Genomic DNA, 17608 nt, shown 5'->3' on the forward strand with positions numbered 1-17608 from the left:
ACCCACGTGCGCGACCGCCTTTCGCGCCAGTCTTCATGGCTCGTCGTCCCGGCGTAGGCCGGGATCCAGGGCCTCGGTTCCTGATTGTCGCGTTATCGTGACTGTGCCCGCCTGCCGCGGGCTTCCGCCCTCCTGCCGGCGACGCGAAGCTAGTCCCCGTGGGAAGGCCGGGTTACTTTCTCTTGCTTGCCCAAGAGAAAGTAACCAAAGAGAACGGCACCCCGCGTGGCGCTGGCCGGGCTTCGCCCAGCCAGTGCGTGAGGGGCGGCCGGGCTTTTCGACCGGGCTCCTGCCCGGACGAAAAGTGCCCGACATCCGTGTCGGGCACCCCTGCGGGGCCTGATCGTCCACCCCTCACCGCCCCACAGGCGTTGGGTGAAGGCTCGTGCCGCGGCGCGGCACATCGCGTTGCGGAGAGGGTGGGCCGTTTCGAGATTGGGTTTGTTCTTGTGGGAGCGCACCCTGTGCGCGACAGCCCTTCGCCCCAGGCCACACCCATGGCAACTGCCCCCGCCGCGCACTACATCGCACCGAGAACATCGTGACCGCCGCCCATCCATTTGTAGGAGCGCACCCTGTGCGCGACATCCTTTCGCCCCGGTCTACTCATCTTTTGCTTTTGACGAAGGCGATAGAGGTATGTATTGCTGCTTTCATCAGGTTGCTCGCCTGCCGCGGGCTTCCGAGCCGCTGCCGCGGCCCGGGTCACTTTCTCTTGCTTGCCCAAGAGAAAGTAACCAAAGAGAACGGCACCCCGCGTGGCGCTGGCCGGGCTACGCCCAGCCAGTCCGTGAGGGGCGGCCGGGCTTTTCGACCGGGCTCCTGCCCGGACGAAAAGTGCCCGACATCCGTGTCGGGCACCCCTGCGGGGCCTGCTCGTCCACCCCTCACCGCCCCACAGGGGATGTTCGAAGGCTCGTGCCGCTGCGCGGCACATCGCGTTGCGGAGAGGGTGGGCCGTTTCGAGATTGGGTTTGTTCTTGTGGGAGCGCACCCTGTGCGCGACAGCACTTCGCCCCCGTCCCCACACCCTCATCACCACAACTGCCGTACCCCTCACCACGCTCATACCCATCAGCCAGCCAAAAAAATCCCCGCCCACTGTCGAAACCCCACCCACCCAAACGTCGCCTAGGTAAGGCAACACCCACCAAGGAAACCACCCCATGCGCCCACTCATCCTGAAGATGTCCATCTCCCTCGACGGCTTCGTGGCCGGGCCGAACGGTGAGCTCGACTGGCTGTTCCGTACCAGCGACGAAGGCGGTCGCCGCTGGGTGGAAGAGATGCTCTGGCAGGCGGGCCTGCACGCGATGGGTAGCCGCACTTATGCCGACATGGCCAGTTTCTGGCCCACGTCGGACATGCCCATGGCGGCTCCCATGAACGAGATTCCCAAGGTCGTCTTCACGCGCCAGAAATCCCTGGATCTCGGCGCGGGCCGTACGACAGCCGCGCTGCGCGACGCCCAGTCAGCGGAACCGGCCGCCGCAGCACCGGCGCACGCGGCAAACCTCAAGAGCTGGACTGAAGCCGAAGTGGCCAGCGGCGACCTGGTCACCGAGATGACGCGGCTCAAGCAGCAGCCGGGCAAGTTCATCCTCGCCCACGGCGGCGCGCAGTTCGCGCAGAGCCTGGTGGCGTCCGGTCTTATCGATGAATACCGGCTGGTCGTGCATCCGGTCATCCTGGGCAAGGGCCTGCCGCTTTTCAGCCAGCTGCCCAAGCCGCTGGACCTGGAGCTGCAGGCGATCACCGTCTTCCGCTCCGGCACCGCCGCGCACATCTATCGGCCGGTCCGGTAGGGCCCGGCCGGCGACAAAGGCTGCGAACCACCGAACGCTCACCCACGGGCGGGAAAAGCCCCAGGCGACCCATCCCGGCCCGCTTCGGCCCGCGACATTGCGACCCCCGGCGCCCGGCGGCGATAATCCCCGGTTCCGATGCCCTGATCTGGACCCATCATGCTGGACCCCGCACTGCTGCGTTCGCGCCTGGCCGAGACTGCCTCGCGCCTCAAGGAAACCCGTGGCTACGAGCTCGACGTGCCTGCCATCGAGTCGCTGGAAAGCCAGCGCAAGCAGCTGGCCACCGAGACCCAGGAGCTGCAGAACCTGCGCAACACGCGGTCCAAGGCGATCGGCCAGGCCAAGGCCAAGGGTGAAGACGTCGCCCCGCTGATGGCCGAAGTCGCCGGCATCGGCGACAAGCTCAAGGCCAACGAGGCCGCGCTTGCCGAGGTGCAGGCCAAGCTTGCCGACATCTCGCTGGGCATCCCCAACATCCCGCACGAGTCCGTGCCGCTGGGCAAGGACGAAACAGAGAACGCCGAGCAGCTGCGCTGGGGCACCCCGCGCACGTTCGACTTCGAGGTGAAGGACCATGTCGACCTCGGCGCCCGCCACGGCTGGCTCGACGCCGACGCCGGCGCCAGGCTTTCCGGCGCGCGCTTCACCGTGCTGCGCGGCCAGCTCGCGCACCTGCATCGCGCGCTCGCGCAGTTCATGCTCAACCTGCACACGGGCGAGCATGCCTACCTCGAATGCAACGTGCCGCTGATCGTCAACGCCGAAACCATGCAGGGCACCGGCCAGTTGCCGAAGTTCGAGGAAGACCTGTTCTCCACCCAGGTGGGCGACAGCAAGCGCTACCTCATTCCCACCGCCGAAGTGGCGCTGACCAACCTGGTCGCCGACAGCATCGTCGAAGCCGACGCGCTGCCGATGCGCCTCACCGCGCACTCCATGTGCTTCCGCGCCGAGGCCGGCAGCTACGGCCGCGACACGCGCGGCATGATCCGCCAGCACCAGTTCGAAAAAGTCGAGATGGTGCAGATAGCCTCGCCCGAGCAGTCGCATGCCCAGCTCGAGGAAATGGTGGGCCACGCCGAAAAGGTGCTGCAGCTGCTAGAGCTGCCGTACCGCAAGGTGATGCTGTGCACCGGCGACATGGGCTTCGCCGCCATCAAGACCTACGACCTCGAAGTGTGGCTGCCCAGCCAAAACACCTATCGCGAAATTTCCTCGTGCTCCAACTGCGGCGACTTCCAGGCCCGCCGCATGCAGGCCCGCTGGCGCAACCCCGCCACCGGCAAGCCGGAGCTGGTGCACACGCTCAACGGTTCCGGCCTTGCCGTGGGCCGCACCCTGGTCGCCGTGATGGAGAACTACCAGAACGCCGACGGCTCGATCACCGTGCCCGACGTGCTGCGCCCGTACCTGCGCAACCTCGAACAGATCGCCTGAGCCCGGCCATGAGCAACCAGCGCTGGGACAAGGTGGAACTCGCAGCCAGCTACACGCTGCTGACCATCCTTGCCACCGAACTGCTGACCCGCCTCGGGCTGGTCAGCATGTTCGAGATCCCCACGGTGGACCTGGTGCTGAGCATCATCGCCACCGTGCTGGTACTCGGCGCCTTCTGGTTCGCCCGCCACAGCCGCAAACTGCGCTTCGCCGTGATCGCCTTCGCCGCCGCCACCCAACTGGTGCCGATGGTGATCCGCCAGCCGGTATTGCTGCTGCCCCTGATCGGCGCCGCGGTTCCGGTGGGCATCATGCTGTGGGCGATGATCGCGTTGTCGAAAAAAGGGCAGGGCAGAGCCCATTCCTGATAGGATGGCGCCCCCTAAAGCTCGTCATTCCGGCGCAGGCCGGAATCCAGTAGCCCAGTGCCCAACTGGAAAACAAACCTGGAGAGATGGCCGAGTGATTTAAGGCAGCCGTCTTGACGCGAAGGCAGGACGCCGAAGCGAACATCGACGAAGTCGATGGCCCCGAAGGGGTGAAGGGCAGGATGCCCGGAATCAAACTGCCGTAGCGGCGCGCAGAGCGCGCCTGCCACGGAGACAAATCGGAGAGATGGCCGAGTGGTTTAAGGCAGCAGTCTTGAAAACTGCCGTAGGTGTAAGCCTACCGTGGGTTCGAATCCCACTCTCTCCGCCAGATACGCAAGCGCCCCCACATGGGGGCGTTTGCGTATCTGATGGACAGACGGGGATGAGAACCCACCGTTCGACAAATTTGCAGGAGCAAATTTGGACGGCCGAAGGCCGGCCCCGCAGCGCGCAGCGCGGAGGGGTTGGGTGCATGGATGCACCCAACAATCCCACTCTCTCCGCCAAAACGGCAAAGAAGCCCTAGAAATAGGGCTTTTTTGTTGTCTGAGAAAAGGCACGTCACTCCACATATCGCTCCACATCCTTACCTCCTTTCTTGCGAAGAAAGGAGGGCAAAGAAGGCTGAGCCGATATGCGCATCCCGAACTACCTGCGACTTGCCCCATATGGGGTATGGCATTTTCGCCAGCGCCTACCTTCCCGACAGGCCCGTGAGACGGGCAAGACTGAACTCACCAAAAGCCTTGGGACACGAGACCTGTTGACGGCGCAGAAACGTGCGCTGGCCCTTGTTCAGGGGTATGCTCAAAGCCAGCAAGTTGATGGGGAGTGGCTGCGTCTTATGACGCGTCCGCGACACGTCAACGGGCATCCACAGGTCAGGGGGCTGAGTGTGGCTAAGGATGGCATTCCAACGGTTTCTGAGGTCGCTCAAGGGAAGACGCCTGAGCGTTATAAGGTCATCCGTCACCCAGATGGCACCGTAGAAATTGAAGCCAACGGTAAGGCAGACCATAGCTTTGCCATGGATGCGCTAGAGCGCATCGGTCCATTAGACCAGGAGCCCTACTATCAGGAACTCTTGCGCGCCGCTCAGGCCGCTGAGTCTCAGCGGGTTCTTCCAACCCCTGACCCTGCATCAAAGATTCCGGTTATTGCCATCGGCAAGGCTGTGACTCAGTGGCTGGCTGAGATTAAGTCCAGCACAAAGACCAAGACCTTCAAAATTAAAACAACAGCGGTTGAGGGGGTCGCCAAACACTACGGCGAAAAGAACTCACTCAAGAATGCGGGTCGCCTCGATGTAGGCAACTGGGTCATGGCACTTCGGGCCAGCAAGCTCGAAACCCCAACCATCGTCAACAAACTCAGCTATCTCAGGGGCTTCTTCGATTGGTCGAAGGCTCGTGGGTATTACCCAACATTTTCTTGCGATGAGAACCCAGCAGCAGGCCAGGTTGTTTACGGCCCCCGTGAGAAGCGCAAGCGTAGGGCGTTGGGTTTCAAGCCATTCACCACCGAACAGATCCAAGCGTTGTATGACGCTAAGACGATGGAGCAGGGTCTGAGTGAATCGGCCCGTTGGGGTGCTTGGATTGGACTCTATACGGGCGCCCGCGTGGCGGAAGTTGGACAACTGACGTTGGCTGACTTCGTGGAAGTCGAAGGCATCCCCTGTGTCCGCATCTGCGAAGAGTCTGAGGGGCAATCGGTCAAGTCGGACATCAGCATCCGAACGATTCCTATCCATCCAAAGCTCATCAAGCTTGGCCTTCTGAAACGCGTCGAGTCACTGCGTAAAGCAGGAGAAACACGTCTTTTTCCGAGCGTGAAGACCGATGGCGTCAACGGGATGGGAAATTGGCTATCGAAGGCTTTCAGTCGTCATGTTTTGGCGACAGTTGGAAAGCCGGAGAAAGGCAAGTTCGGTTTCCACAGTCTCAGAAAGTCTTTCATTCAGGGGCTACAGACTTTGGGCGTGCCTTCTGAGATTCGCGCTGCGTATGTGGGGCATGAGCTGGACGATGAACATCATTCTGCTTACAGCAGGGCTCCAACCATGAAGGAGTTGCTGGATGCGGTGAAGAAGTTGGATTGGGGACCCGTATGACTGGCAAGGAACACCCACTCTATCGCAATGCACTTAATGCGATTCAAGTCGGAGTTGAAGATTTTAAGGCTGATTCTCCAGCCCGTATCGCCTCCGCTGTTCGCAATTTGACTTCGGGAATCTTGCTTCTCTGCAAAGAAAAACTGCGTCGTCTATCTCCAGATGATGAGATTCTTATCTGGAAGAACATCAAGCCTGTTTTGAAGGCGGATGGCAGTGTTCATTTTGAAAAGGCTGGTCGAACGACGGTCGATGTTCGAGATATTTTGGAGCGCTTCAACAATTGTGGGGTGGAGTGCGATTCAAAACTTCTCCAGCGCGTAGCGGATGTTCGAAACGCTGTGGAGCACCACTATGTAGAAGACCAAGCTCAGATTCGTGGCGCCTTCGTAGATGGACTGCGTTTCCTTTCCCAGTTCATGCCAGAGCACTTGGGGATCAATCCGCGAGACGCGTTGGGGGCCGAAGTCTGGGAGACTCTTGTTGGTCTGAAGGAAATCGAGGACGCATTGCGGGCTGAGTGTCGTCTCACCTATCAAGACATGGATTGGCCACCTTTGTTAAAAGAGGCCATCGAAAACGTAGGTTGCCCTGAGTGCCGTTCGCCCCTTGTTAGGCAGGTAGAGACTGAAAACACGGACGCTTTTATGGCGACATGGGAGTGTGCTGCCTGTGGTCATCAAGAGGATGCGCAGGATTGGGTGGGAAAGGTCATTCCGGAGCACTATGCGGCTGAAAGCTTCATTGCAGCCAAGGATGGTGATGGGCAACCCATAGATGCTTGTCCAGAGTGTGGTGAGGATGCCTTCGTTCATGAAATATCCCAGTGCCTGGCGTGTGGATTTGAGTTCGAGGGTGCTGGGGAATGCGCCATTTGTGGGGAGCCTCTTGGTCTAGAGGACTACGAAGAGACGCTCTGTTCCTATCATCGATATGTGGTGGAAAAGGAGCGCGACCGATAGAGCGGTGATTGGTTTCACCGGGGGATGTTTTTCGCTGTTCTTGCTCGAGGACTTCTGGAAGATGAGTAGCACCTGGGATGAAGTCACCGCTATATGTACGGGCGTGGCAGCAATTGCTACCGCCGTGATGGCTGGTTTCACTTGGAAAGCCATTAAGGATAGTCAAAAACAACACTTTGACTTGCACCAGCAAGGTACCGATGCTCAAGTACTAAGCGAGAAGCATCATCAGAATTCGTTCCGGCCCATAGTGGTCGTCTCTCCATATGATGGAGTAGATCCGGTGGACCGTTCTGGCATTCTAAATTTCGATGGCACAGCTCGAACCGGAAACACCCGTCTGATCTTCATCTACGGACTCCTAAAGAATGTTGGCGTGGGTCCGGCACTAGTTGTTCGCCTTCACCTTCGGGCAATGGAAACCAAGGACTACGGGAGTACCCACGAACTATCGCCTCTTCAACTTGGAGAGGCGAGGGGTGGCGTTGATGCACCTCTCAAGCTAGTTCTACAGGTCAATGACGCGTTCAATGAAACCGACTTTGCACTTGCAAGCGGAACACTTTGGGAGCTTGTCATTGAGTATGAGGATGTGTTCGGAAATAGGTTTAGAACGACTCACGCTAAGAACTCTCAACGTCCGTGGACTTTGGTTGAAAAGGTGTAAGGGCTTGCAAGGATGAGGCATGGAAAAGTGCTACATGTGCGACAGGGAGGCCACCTCAAGAGAGCATGTGCCGCCCAAATGTTTGTTCCCTGAGGGCAAGGACATGGATGGAGAGAATCATCGAAGTAACCTGATTACGGTTCCTTCATGCGACCTCCACAATACAGCGAAGTCCAGGGATGATGAATTTTTGATGGTAAGCCTTGCTGGAATTATCGGTAACAACTCCATCGGCTACCGTCATAAGTTTGGAAAGGTCAATAAAGCAATCAGGCGCAGTGCAAACAAGCTTCTTTTAGCAACGTTCAAAGGCAAGCAGCGCTTCTATGTAGTCGAAGTTGGTCCGAACAAGTTCGTAGATGTCATCTGGGGAACGCCTGATTCGGAACGATTGAAAGTCTGCTTCGAGCATATCGTTCACGGCCTTCATTTCCACCACTTTGGCCACACGTTCAGAGGTCGCATCAAGCTGCATTTTGCGTATCTTTGGAGTGATAACAAGAACGCGACAAGCTTCCGCGATCTTATAAAAGCAAAGTTGGACGTTGAGCTTGCCGGGAGAGATAAATTTGGTGAGAACCAAGGTGTCTTCTACTACCAAATCACAGACAGAGACCAGTTTGACCTCTACATGTTCAGACTATGCTTCTACGGTGGAATTAACGTGCATGCCGCCATGATTCCGGAGCATGCTGACGTGCAAAAGGACCTGGCTTGGATGCTGGTTGAAGGTGGCATCAAGACCATCTTTAACGTCGGCGATAAGAAATTTGAGTTCAACTGATTTTCGTATACGGACAGGGGTGGCTAGATGAGTGATGAAGGGAAGTTGACGGTTGAGATTGAGCGCCTACGTTTCAGTGGCGAAGTGATGGCGGACCACCCCGTAACCATCCTTCCTGCGAATATGAATGCGTTGCCTCCCGAGTACGAGTACAGCTCGACATCGATGTCCTTCTATAAGTATGCAAGAGGGCACCTTGCGCTTGACTACCTCACGAAGCCGGAAAGGTTGTACACACAGCAGTCAGTCGATGTGTTTCTACCAGCCTTCCTGTTTGGTGTTGGTCAGGTTGTCGAGAATCCAGACTTGGTGAAGATGCTCTTAGAAGTCATCGTCAACTTTGCCAAGGAGACCTTCGTTGGTGACAAGGCGCCGATAGTCAAGGCGACTTTCTTATCAAGGAAAACCGAGGAGGAGAAGTACGTTAGTGTGACCTATGAGGGTCCCTTGGAAGGTCTTGCGAGTGTCGCTCCTGCTTTCCTTAAGGCCATCAAGCATGAGGACTGACTGGTTTGGTGAGGATGTGTGTTCTTCGCAAGACATCATTGATAGCTACAACAGCTTCATAGATTCGGCAAATTCACTGAACCTTCTTGTTCGCTCGTCTCGTTTGCAGCAGGAGAAGGTTCTAGAAATTGACGAGTACATCGGCTACATCAAAGGTTTTAAACATCAAGTTGCTTCGCGCGGTGATGAGCGCTTTGCGAATCTTCTCTTCCACTTCCAGTGCATGCTTCGATGTGTGCAGTCTTCTATCAGGATGTGGATGCATCTTAAAGAAGATAACCATCAGAAAGCTTGGTGCTGCCTAGTTGATGCCCAAGAATACAAAGATGTTGCGTTGAAGATTGAGGATCACGTTGGGGTTCGGCGAATTGAGGCTTTCTTAGGGAAGGTGCGAGATGCCATTTTTCCGCCATGGACTCACTACAACAGTGCTGCGTTTAGCACCACAATTGGCCAATGCTCGATCTGTGGCGAGCCGTTTGGTGATTGTGACCACGTCGAGGGCAAGGTGTACAAAGGGAGGCTCTGCCGAAGGGTCGGCATAAAGTTTCTTAGCGCGTATCACAGTGCCATCGTCAGCAATCCTCAAGACAGGAGATGCATTATCACGGAAGTGTCTAGAGATGATGGAAGCATGATGGACCTGTTCACTCTGGAAGACACGGGTGATGTCCATGAGAAAGAGGATGGGGTCTTGGGGCATATGAAGGGAATTCTTTTAACTACTACTAATCTGGACTTCGATTGACAGTGGTATCAATGCTGTCTTCACGATTAGATGAAGGTGGTTTGGGTTTGGGTCTTAAGCCAAGGAGTCGGGGCAATGAGTGATAATGTAATTTACTATCTAATACACGCTCTATTTTTTGCGGCGACTCTCGGAATGTTGGGGCGCGCGGCCTATGTTTTAGCAAAAAAGAGGAGTGATATATCGGTTTTTTCCTGAGGCATGATGCTCGTCGCTGTTGGCTTGTTGGCAACGCTTTTGAATGGCGTTAAGTCCTCTGGTATTCCAGTTGATTTAACGGATATGGCGAAGAACTATTTTCTTGTCATCTGTAGCATTGGTGGAAATTTAGTCGCCGCAAGCGCATTGTTGGCATTGCCTCAGCACAGTTGCCAGTGCTGCTCTTGCGGTGATGATGGCGGGCGGTCTAGAAACGTTCCCGAGCACCCGACCAAGCCATAACCTGGAAAGGCAGGGTAATTCATTATCCGCGCGATTGAGAGTTAGCTTGTCTCTTATGCGCTACTTTTGAGATAATTTGATCAATAACGATTGTTGCCAAGATACCTAGTGTTGTTCCAAGTGCGATGGCAAGAATGTCGCAAGATGTTAGAGGCGGGTAGTTCACGTTCGTATCCTAGTAGTTCTGGCGTCCTGGTTGTAACCGAGCATTAGCTTCAGTCAATATCGAGAGCGCGTCTATGTGTTGTTCCAACACGCCGCTCAATGCCAAGTCAAAACCCAGAGCTTTCTAAGCCAACCCTTTCCAAGGTTGGCTTTTTTATTGCCTTTCCCGCTCTTGACAGGTCTCGATAATCTGATTGGATGTATTGCGGGTCACGGATTGACCCGATTAAAAACACTAAGACGCTGTCACGGAGGACATCTATGGATATTCACGCCCACGCTCGCCCCCATCTCGAAGTTCACTCACGCTCGAAAGGTCACTCTGCTGTAGCCGGTGCGGCTTACCGGCTTGGTCTTCGTCTGTACGATGAAAGGCAGAAGTGTTGGCACAACTTCGAGAAGTGTGCCTTGGGCGAAGAAATTGTTCGCGCACTGACCGTTGCCCCGACAGGTTCACCTTCGTGGTGTATGGACCCCCAGGAGCTATGGAACAGGGTTGAGCGGGCTGAACGACGTTGTGATTCTCAAGTCGCCAGGGATTACAGAATCCCCGTCCCGCTGGGGCTATCAGACCAGGATGCAGGGGATCTAGCTGAGGAAATGGCCCGCTTCATCTGTGAGGAACTGCATGTTCCGGTTTCCCTTGGTTTACACAGAGATGCTGACCGGGATGCCCTGGGTAACCTAAAGTCCATCGAGCGGCAGGGATTTCACGCACATCTTTATTTTCCAACGCGTCCTCTATTGGATGTTGCAGATGGAGATGATGGAAAGGGTGCGGCAAGTATGGGTTTCGGTCCTAAGCTTCATGAGTTTTCAAAACAGAACTTGGGGTCAGCCTTCATCGAACTGCTCAACTGCAAGTGGAGTGAACTTGCCAATGACTATGCAAGGAAGGTTGGTTCAAGTAGCAAGTACGAGTACAAGAGCTACAAGCGCCTTGGGGTCACCATCACCCCACAGCCGACGTTAGGAAGGTCGGCTACAGCGATGGAACGGAGGGGTATCTATACCAACAAAGGTGATTCCCTGCGCGAAGCTATGGTCATGGCTCAGGTCTACGAGAAGGCACATGCGGGAGCTTTGAAGGTCCAACATGCTCAAGCCCTTCAAGACGTAAGGCGTGACCATGGGAGCAATCCACACCGCCATTTTGGGCTGTTAGCAACGTCCACTTCCATTCGTTTCCAAGGTTCAAAGAGACCTGCTTCTGCTCCGCCTCTGATAACGCCCCGAGGTTCCTTGGCCTACCGGCTTCGTACATCCGCACCGGCTCCTACCACGAAAGAAGAGGTCGAAGAGTTAGAGCGGTCACTGGTTCTCATCGAAGCACTCGACAAAGCCTTCGCGGTTTACCATCAGCTCCAGAATGAAATGGATGAGCTGTTCAAGATCATCGAGGCGAGTCGAGCCGCCAAGCTAGATGTGGAGTTCCAGGCTGATAGAAGTCGGGAGAAGCGAACAGTTGCTCAGGTCAGACTAAGACGCTGGGAAGATGAGAACAGGTGGAGAATTAAATTCTTGGCGTCCGTTGGGGGTGTGCCGATGGCCACCCATGAGAAGCTCCGACAGAACGTTCAACTGCACGATGGTCACGTGCAAGCCTTGAAGGCGACCATGGTCACCCACGCTATCGATGTGGGTGAGATGGAACAGCAGGTCGAAGGATTGAGGTCGAAGGTCGTCGAGGTGTTATCGACCATCCGGGACATCATGGTGAAGTTGCACGACATGGCGTCAATGCTTCTTCCAGAACTCTTCAGGGCGTTGCCCGAATCCGACAGGACGCTTTTAAAAGAACAGTTGCCGACGTTGATGGATGTCGAAAATCCTAACGAGGATGAAGGTCCATCAAGCAAGCCTGCACCTGAGAAAAGGCTCGCTCTCCCGAAGAATGCGATAAGCTTTTAACCCTCAACATGTCCTTGCTTCGAGGGTAAAATGGCCCGATTGGTAGTCAAGTCCGAGAACCTAGGCAAGGCCATACGGAACCCGGAACAGGTCTATTGCCTTCGCATCGAGCTGGATGGAACCACCCCGTTGGTCTGGCGCCGCATCGAGGTCTTGGCTTCGTCCACGTTCTGGGATTTGCATGTGGCCGTCCAGGACGCCTTCGGCTGGTTGGACTGTCACTTGCATGAGTTCGACATCGGGCCGCTCACCATTGGGGTACCCGACGAATTTGCTGAGAAAGATATTATTCCGGGCTGGACCGTGCCTTTGTCCAGGCACATGGGCGACGTTCGAACCTTTGCTTACCTCTACGATTTTGGTGATGACTGGCGTCACACCATCCATCTGGAAGATGTTGTCGATGCGGATGGGGAATCCTATCCACGTTGCTTGGCTGGGGAAAATGCGACGCCTCCCGAGGACTGCGGAGGCGTCTATGGCTTTGGGGATCTGAAAGAGGTTCTCACCAAGCCGAAAACTGCCAAGTATCGGGAGATGCGGGATTGGCTTAAGAACCGGCACGCGAAGATCTATTGGCCGTTTGATCCCCTGGCATTCGACCAGGCCAAGGTCGTGTTCCGAGACCCAAACGAAGCGCTTCAGATGTTGCGATAGGCGTAGACAGGGCGCTTGAAACGATGGACTTCACCTTCGCTCACACTTTCTGGCAAAGACTACTTTCCCCATCCTGCCCACGCCTGGGCAACGAAGTCGATGATGGGTGGCAAGACAAACGGAGGCGTTGTCCACCATCCGAAACAAGGTATTAGGGCTGGATGATGCGAATTCGCTGTTGATGCCCGAACTGTTGAAGGCTTTGTCACCTTCTGACCGGTAAATACTTGAAGTGCAATTGCCAACCCTTTCTTCAGAGGTGGCGGAGGGTGTGGATAGGGATTGCAGGAGTCGGAACGCAACGACTGCGATGATGGTGGGCCAGCCAAGGCGCGGTTAAAAAAAGAAAGCACCCCAGCAGACTTGCATGAGGTGCTTGAAGGTCCTGCAAGAGGCCATTCTAAGCCTTCGTTTTAGTTGGCGCCCAGGGGCTAGATTTCTTCCAGGCCACGCTTTGCAATTTCGCCCTGAGTTGAGATGACGCTTGGATTTCGCTTGACGTTATGAGCGATGTCGTATGCCTTGTCTACGACCTGTTGATTGGTTTCTACATCGGAGAAGTACCGATACTCAGCGGTTGGAAGCGCGAAATCTTTGTTTGAATCTGAGTAATGTAGGTACTTCTTGAATCCCGCAGCACCCATTTTTTTGTGCAGCGATTCGTAGTCGTCTTCATCTGCGTTATGAAGTTCCACGCGGACGGTAAACTTTTTACTCATCTGGACTCCCCATGCTCGCCACCATGGCGAGGGTCTGTAGGTTCATGGGGAGGCCTGACGGGCTTTCAATAGGACCTAGCCGAATGGCCTACTGACCACCCCACCATTTCATGTATTTTCCACGTGCATCGAACTGCACGAACGTCATGCTTGATTCGTGCGTACTCTTGCCCAGGACATTGCCAGCAAATGGGATATAGGACTTCGCATCCTGCCCGGTCTTGCTATAGAAATAGGTGAGGGTGGTTGTCCCATCTGGGTTCTTGGCGATGCCAGTGGGTTGGCCAAGCAACGCCTCAGTCTAATGAATATATAAAGGCATTTTATATAAGCTTTTGATTTTGACAATAAGATTAAGTCGAGACGCTAAGACGGTACTAATCAGATATTTGAGTTTTATCGGCCATGGATGGCCACCAAAACATACTGAGGAAGAAGGAGATCTCGATGAGGATGCAAGACTACTTTCGCTCCCTCAATGACGAATGTGCGGCTCTAAGGGATCGAATCAGACATTTCATCGAGGATAGGCACTGGTTGACTGATGGAGAGGGGAAGGAATCCATCCTTCGCACCATGATTGGGCGCAGCGCTCCGGACTCGGTCAAAGTTGGTCGGGGGTTTGTAGTCAGCCATGAAAATGTGAGCACGCAAGTTGATGTGCTTCTCTACGATGCTTCACATCCGGTCCTCTATCGCGACGGTGACTTGGTCTTCATCCCACCTGCGTCTTGTCGCGGCATCATTGAGGTCAAGACTTCGCTTACGCCACGAGACTTGGAAAAAGCCTGCAAAAAGCTTGCTGATGTGGCGGAGGATATTCGGCCATGGAAGAACGAGGACATCTTCGTGGGTGTCTTTTCTTATGAAAATATGATTCGTGGAGGTCAGGCCCAGAGACAGGTGCTCGACCTCGTGAAGGGTGCGAGTAACGGTGAGCGAAATCGCATCATCAATCATGTGGCCCTTGGTGACTCCACACTTGTGAGGTACTGGAAGTTTGACCCGGATGCAGAACGTCGTCCCTGTCCAAGACCTGTTCTTCGGCCACCACCGAATTATGCAGGCGACTACCGTCATTGGCATCTCTATCGGATGGAGCAGATGGCTTTTGGCTACTTCATCCACAACGCACTTATGAGCATGGCTTCCAACCTGTCAGCAGAGGAACAGCATGTTTATTTCCCAGACGAAGGGAAGGAGATGACACGGATTCGAGCGCTTGCGTTTGACTAACTGGCCATAGAGGGCATTGAAGTCATCTGAAAAAAAAGCCCCAGGATCTTCTGGGGCTTTTTTGTGGCTCAGTGTGGAAGGTCAGCTTTTGACTTTTCTGCGAACCGTCTTCTTCGCGGCTTTCTTAGCTACATTCTTTGCGACCTTCCTAGATGACTTCTTGGCAGTGGTCTTGCCGCCCACAATCAGAAGAGAGTCAATCGTTACACCACGTTTCCTCAGGGCTTCGGCGACCCAACTTGGCTTACGTCCACGACCTGTCCAAGTCTGACTGGCATCCTCAGGGTTGCGGTACTTCGGGGCGACGGTCTTACCTTTAAGCGCATTGCTTGCCTTGCCAGCCTTGGCCTGCTTGGTGGCACGACGATGATAGACGTCATCAAGGGTCAGTCCCGAATCCTTTAGTAAGGCGTCAATCTTGGCTCTGACATCTTTTACGAGGTTCTTTCGGGCACCTTGAAGATGTGCGCTAGCGTCCTGGATGAGGGCTTCTAGCTCGTTCGCAGATAGGGTTTTCAGATTGACGGCCATAAATGGTCCTCTCTTATGAGATGATGTTTTGGAGAAGGTCGGGGCCTAGATTGGCCGAAGATGAAGAGAATTTTGGGGCAGCCACGGCGTATGGAAGATTACATCTACCGGTTTAGATCAGCCAGGTCGTTGCTCGAAAACTACCAAGAGCTCCAGAAGCAAAGCATCTACTTCGCGAAGCTCGAAGAGTTGAACGACCCGATGGAGGGGTTCAAAGATATCTTCTGGAGTGGCGATGACATTGTTTGGAGCAATCTTTTCCGGCACTACATCCAATGCATGGCCCACGCATTTTTCTTTCTTTGTATAGCTCAAGAAGAACATGCTTTAACGTGGGACATGATTCCTGTCCTCGATGCGCGTCCCGAGCGTCTTACGGATGAGCTTAGAGTCCTCTACGATGAGGCGCTGAGCGAAGTTCTATCACAATCAGAGCTGAGTGAGTGCGTTCAGCGAATTGCTGCCAGAGTTCAGCCTGTTCGACGTAATGAGCTAGAATTTTATCTGCGCAATGTACATGAGCTTGCCGTTCCATGTGTTGCAAGAGTGTTTGCTCGTCGCAAGGTCCATCCGCCTTTTTTAGGCGTCGATGAGTCTATCGAAAATGCCAAGAGCAAGCTCGCCAAAGTGGCCGATTCGGTGCACATGGTCAACCTCATTGAGGAAGGTAGTTCAAGTGGCGAGCATGCATCGGAGCGGATGTTTGCCTCCTTGAATGAGGCTATGAAACAGGTCGCTTTGATAGATAAATACAACGGTATTTTTGATGCTTCTAAGAGGAACTCTGGCTTTGTGTTCCTAAGCTTTCCTGAGCAGTACGTCCGAAACATTGAACGGCTCGTCTACCCGGAATGGTATACCGCGTGTTTCAGCAAGGACTTTCATAACTCGGCAGTTTGGGGCACGTATGGTGACCGCCATCAGGGCGTTTGCCTCAAGTTTAGGGTTAAGAAAGAAGGCGAGTGGTCAGGACTGACATTGAACCGTGTGTGTGGCTGGAGCAGTGTTACTGGGGCTACCAAGGGGGATGTTCCGCATCCGCTTTTGCCGGTTACGTATCAATCTAAGTTCGTCGCCATCGACTTCTTTAGGTCGCTTGGGGGTGTCAGTGCACCGGTGCTCAATCGAGATTGGCATCGATCTCAAGACGGTCGCGTGAGCATTTGTGACTTTGGAGGGGATTTCTCCGAAGAGGAGCGCGATGACTTTTGGAAGGCTTTCATGGTCAGCGCAACGACCAAGCTGAAGGATTGGGAGTATGAGCAGGAGTACAGGCTTGTACTGTATGGCAATGTTTTAGATTTTTCGGACAAAGCAGACCGCGTTGCCAACTATGACTTCGCAGACCTGGAAGGAATTATTTTCGGACTAAACACCACGGATGCGGATAAGTTGGCCATCATGAAGATCATTGACGAGAAATGCCAACAGCATCAACGTGAAGATTTCAAGTTCTACCAGGCCTATTACGAGCATGCTACCGGGCGAATAGAGGCTACCGAATTGGGTCACCTTAAAGTGATTCTCAGTAAGGTTGCTTCAGGGGCTGTTTCTGCTTGAAGGTCCTCCCGAGCTCAGGCAGGATCACTCCACAACCCAAACCACCGGTATGTGGCTGGCAGGCCTTGGGGGAGAAAGAGGGGATCCCACACCACTCTCTCCGCCAGAAACGCAAAGCGCCCCGAAAGGGGCGCTTTGCGTTTCTGACTGAGCGACTGGGTGAGAACCCACCCGGGTTCGACAAATTTGCAGGAGCAAATTTGGACAGCCGAAGGCTGGCCCTGGAGCGCGCAGCGCGGAAGGGTTGGGTGCATGGATGCACCCAACAATCCCACGGTCATCGCATGCGTAGTCCCTAAACTAGCCAGCTCTAGTCACTGGCACTTTTCCGTTAAGACTCTGGCCTCTCTCTCAAGCCTTGACTCGAATCCCGTGCCACCTTCCGGCCTTAAGGCGTCGCTGCACAAATTCTCGGAAGGCTTCAAACGGGCGCGGCTTCCCGGCACGATGTCGATGGCTGTTGCAGTACCAGCATGCGGCGGCAATGTTCGAACTGGAATTGCTGCCGCCATCGCAACGAGCATGCTTGTGTTCAGCGGTGGCTTGCAGCAAACAGGCGCGCCGAGCGCTGATGCCTGGAAGCTCCGAAGGGCTGTGCAACCAAATGGCCACGTCGCAATAAATGCACCGGCCGTGCTGCTGCAGAAACGCGAGATAACGCTGGCGAGCGAGAGTTGCCATAAGGCCTCCACTAAGGGTCAGGGTGTTCCCGCGCTCCCAATGAGGGAAGCAATTCGGGTACCTGGCCCCTAGTCGGGCTATCAGGCCAATCGGGTGTAAGCGCAAGTCGGCCACGTCACCCGGCCGGCAATTGAGTCGCCGGCCGGAGATCTTTATAGCGGACATCTCCCGCAAACCACAACTCGTCGGTTACGGCTATTGCTCTTCGCGGCGAAGCACGTAGGGAGGGGCGTGCATGGAGGGGAGCTCACAATCTCACCCCGGGAGAAAAGGAGACGCTCCCTTGAGGAAGTCAGTTGGGTCAGCCATT

Annotated in this window: 16 protein-coding genes and 1 tRNA gene; 14 read left to right on the forward strand and 3 right to left on the reverse strand. The window is 55.0% G+C overall.

The features are described from left to right. The first annotated feature begins 1166 nt into the window (after positions 1–1166). The 12 genes from JMF82_RS13650 (at position 1167) to JMF82_RS13705 (ending at position 12571) form a co-directional block, all read left to right on the forward strand. Positions 1167–1805, forward strand: coding sequence for a dihydrofolate reductase family protein (locus tag JMF82_RS13650; RefSeq protein ID WP_201315118.1), 639 nt, complete (start codon positions 1167–1169; stop codon positions 1803–1805). Between the two features lie 159 nt (positions 1806–1964). Further along, positions 1965–3245, forward strand: coding sequence for a serine--tRNA ligase (gene serS / locus JMF82_RS13655; RefSeq protein WP_201315119.1), 1281 nt, complete (start codon positions 1965–1967; stop codon positions 3243–3245). An 8-nt stretch (positions 3246–3253) separates the two neighbouring features. After that, complete coding sequence (locus tag JMF82_RS13660) at positions 3254–3613, forward strand: hypothetical protein (protein WP_038618709.1); 360 nt, start codon at positions 3254–3256, stop codon at positions 3611–3613. A gap of 241 nt (positions 3614–3854) precedes the next feature. Beyond that, a tRNA-Ser gene (locus JMF82_RS13665) sits at positions 3855–3944 on the forward strand. Positions 3945–4250: 306 nt separating this feature from the next. After that, on the forward strand, positions 4251–5729 hold the full coding sequence (locus JMF82_RS13670; protein WP_201315120.1) for a DUF6538 domain-containing protein: 1479 nt from the start codon (positions 4251–4253) through the stop codon (positions 5727–5729). Continuing rightward, positions 5726–6691: a hypothetical protein gene (locus JMF82_RS13675; RefSeq protein ID WP_157971474.1), complete on the forward strand. Its 966-nt coding sequence runs from the start codon at positions 5726–5728 to the stop codon at positions 6689–6691. The genes JMF82_RS13670 and JMF82_RS13675 overlap by 4 nt, the downstream gene beginning before the upstream one ends. 4 nt (positions 6692–6695) lie before the next feature. Continuing rightward, complete coding sequence (locus tag JMF82_RS13680) at positions 6696–7358, forward strand: hypothetical protein (protein ID WP_201315121.1); 663 nt, start codon at positions 6696–6698, stop codon at positions 7356–7358. A gap of 19 nt (positions 7359–7377) precedes the next feature. Further along, positions 7378–8142, forward strand: coding sequence for a hypothetical protein (locus JMF82_RS13685; RefSeq protein ID WP_201315122.1), 765 nt, complete (start codon positions 7378–7380; stop codon positions 8140–8142). Between the two features lie 27 nt (positions 8143–8169). After that, positions 8170–8649: a hypothetical protein gene (locus tag JMF82_RS13690; protein ID WP_201315123.1), complete on the forward strand. Its 480-nt coding sequence runs from the start codon at positions 8170–8172 to the stop codon at positions 8647–8649. Further along, entirely contained in the window at positions 8639–9397 is a 759-nt protein-coding gene (locus JMF82_RS13695; RefSeq protein ID WP_201315124.1) for a hypothetical protein, read from the forward strand. The genes JMF82_RS13690 and JMF82_RS13695 overlap by 11 nt, the downstream gene beginning before the upstream one ends. An 867-nt stretch (positions 9398–10264) precedes the next feature. Continuing rightward, entirely contained in the window at positions 10265–11914 is a 1650-nt protein-coding gene (locus JMF82_RS13700; protein ID WP_201315125.1) for a MobA/MobL family protein, read from the forward strand. Between the two features lie 30 nt (positions 11915–11944). Continuing rightward, positions 11945–12571 (forward strand): plasmid pRiA4b ORF-3 family protein, encoded by a 627-nt coding sequence (locus tag JMF82_RS13705; protein WP_201315126.1) that lies wholly within the window; start codon positions 11945–11947, stop codon positions 12569–12571. Positions 12572–13002: 431 nt separating this feature from the next. On the opposite strand, the gene JMF82_RS13710 is transcribed toward JMF82_RS13705, so the two are convergent. After that, positions 13003–13290: a hypothetical protein gene (locus JMF82_RS13710; protein WP_201315127.1), complete on the reverse strand. Its 288-nt coding sequence runs from the start codon at positions 13288–13290 to the stop codon at positions 13003–13005. Positions 13291–13737: 447 nt separating this feature from the next. Here JMF82_RS13710 and JMF82_RS13715 point away from each other — a divergent pair, with 447 nt between their 5' ends. Further along, positions 13738–14526: a DUF6602 domain-containing protein gene (locus JMF82_RS13715; RefSeq protein ID WP_201315128.1), complete on the forward strand. Its 789-nt coding sequence runs from the start codon at positions 13738–13740 to the stop codon at positions 14524–14526. Between the two features lie 81 nt (positions 14527–14607). Here JMF82_RS13715 and JMF82_RS13720 read toward each other — a convergent pair whose 3' ends face one another. Continuing rightward, on the reverse strand, positions 14608–15057 hold the full coding sequence (locus JMF82_RS13720; protein ID WP_201315129.1) for an H-NS histone family protein: 450 nt from the start codon (positions 15055–15057) through the stop codon (positions 14608–14610). Between the two features lie 90 nt (positions 15058–15147). Between JMF82_RS13720 and JMF82_RS13725 the strand changes: the two genes are divergently transcribed. Continuing rightward, positions 15148–16617, forward strand: a complete 1470-nt coding sequence (locus JMF82_RS13725; RefSeq protein WP_201315130.1) for a DUF2971 domain-containing protein — start codon at positions 15148–15150, stop codon at positions 16615–16617. A 351-nt stretch (positions 16618–16968) separates the two neighbouring features. Here the strand turns inward: JMF82_RS13725 and JMF82_RS13730 are convergent, their stop codons facing one another. Beyond that, positions 16969–17463: an HNH endonuclease gene (locus JMF82_RS13730; RefSeq protein ID WP_307837979.1), complete on the reverse strand. Its 495-nt coding sequence runs from the start codon at positions 17461–17463 to the stop codon at positions 16969–16971. Positions 17464–17608: the final 145 nt, after the last annotated feature.

It is taken from the genome of Dyella sp. EPa41 (genome assembly GCF_016586165.1).
Taxonomy (GTDB): domain Bacteria; phylum Pseudomonadota; class Gammaproteobacteria; order Xanthomonadales; family Rhodanobacteraceae; genus Dyella.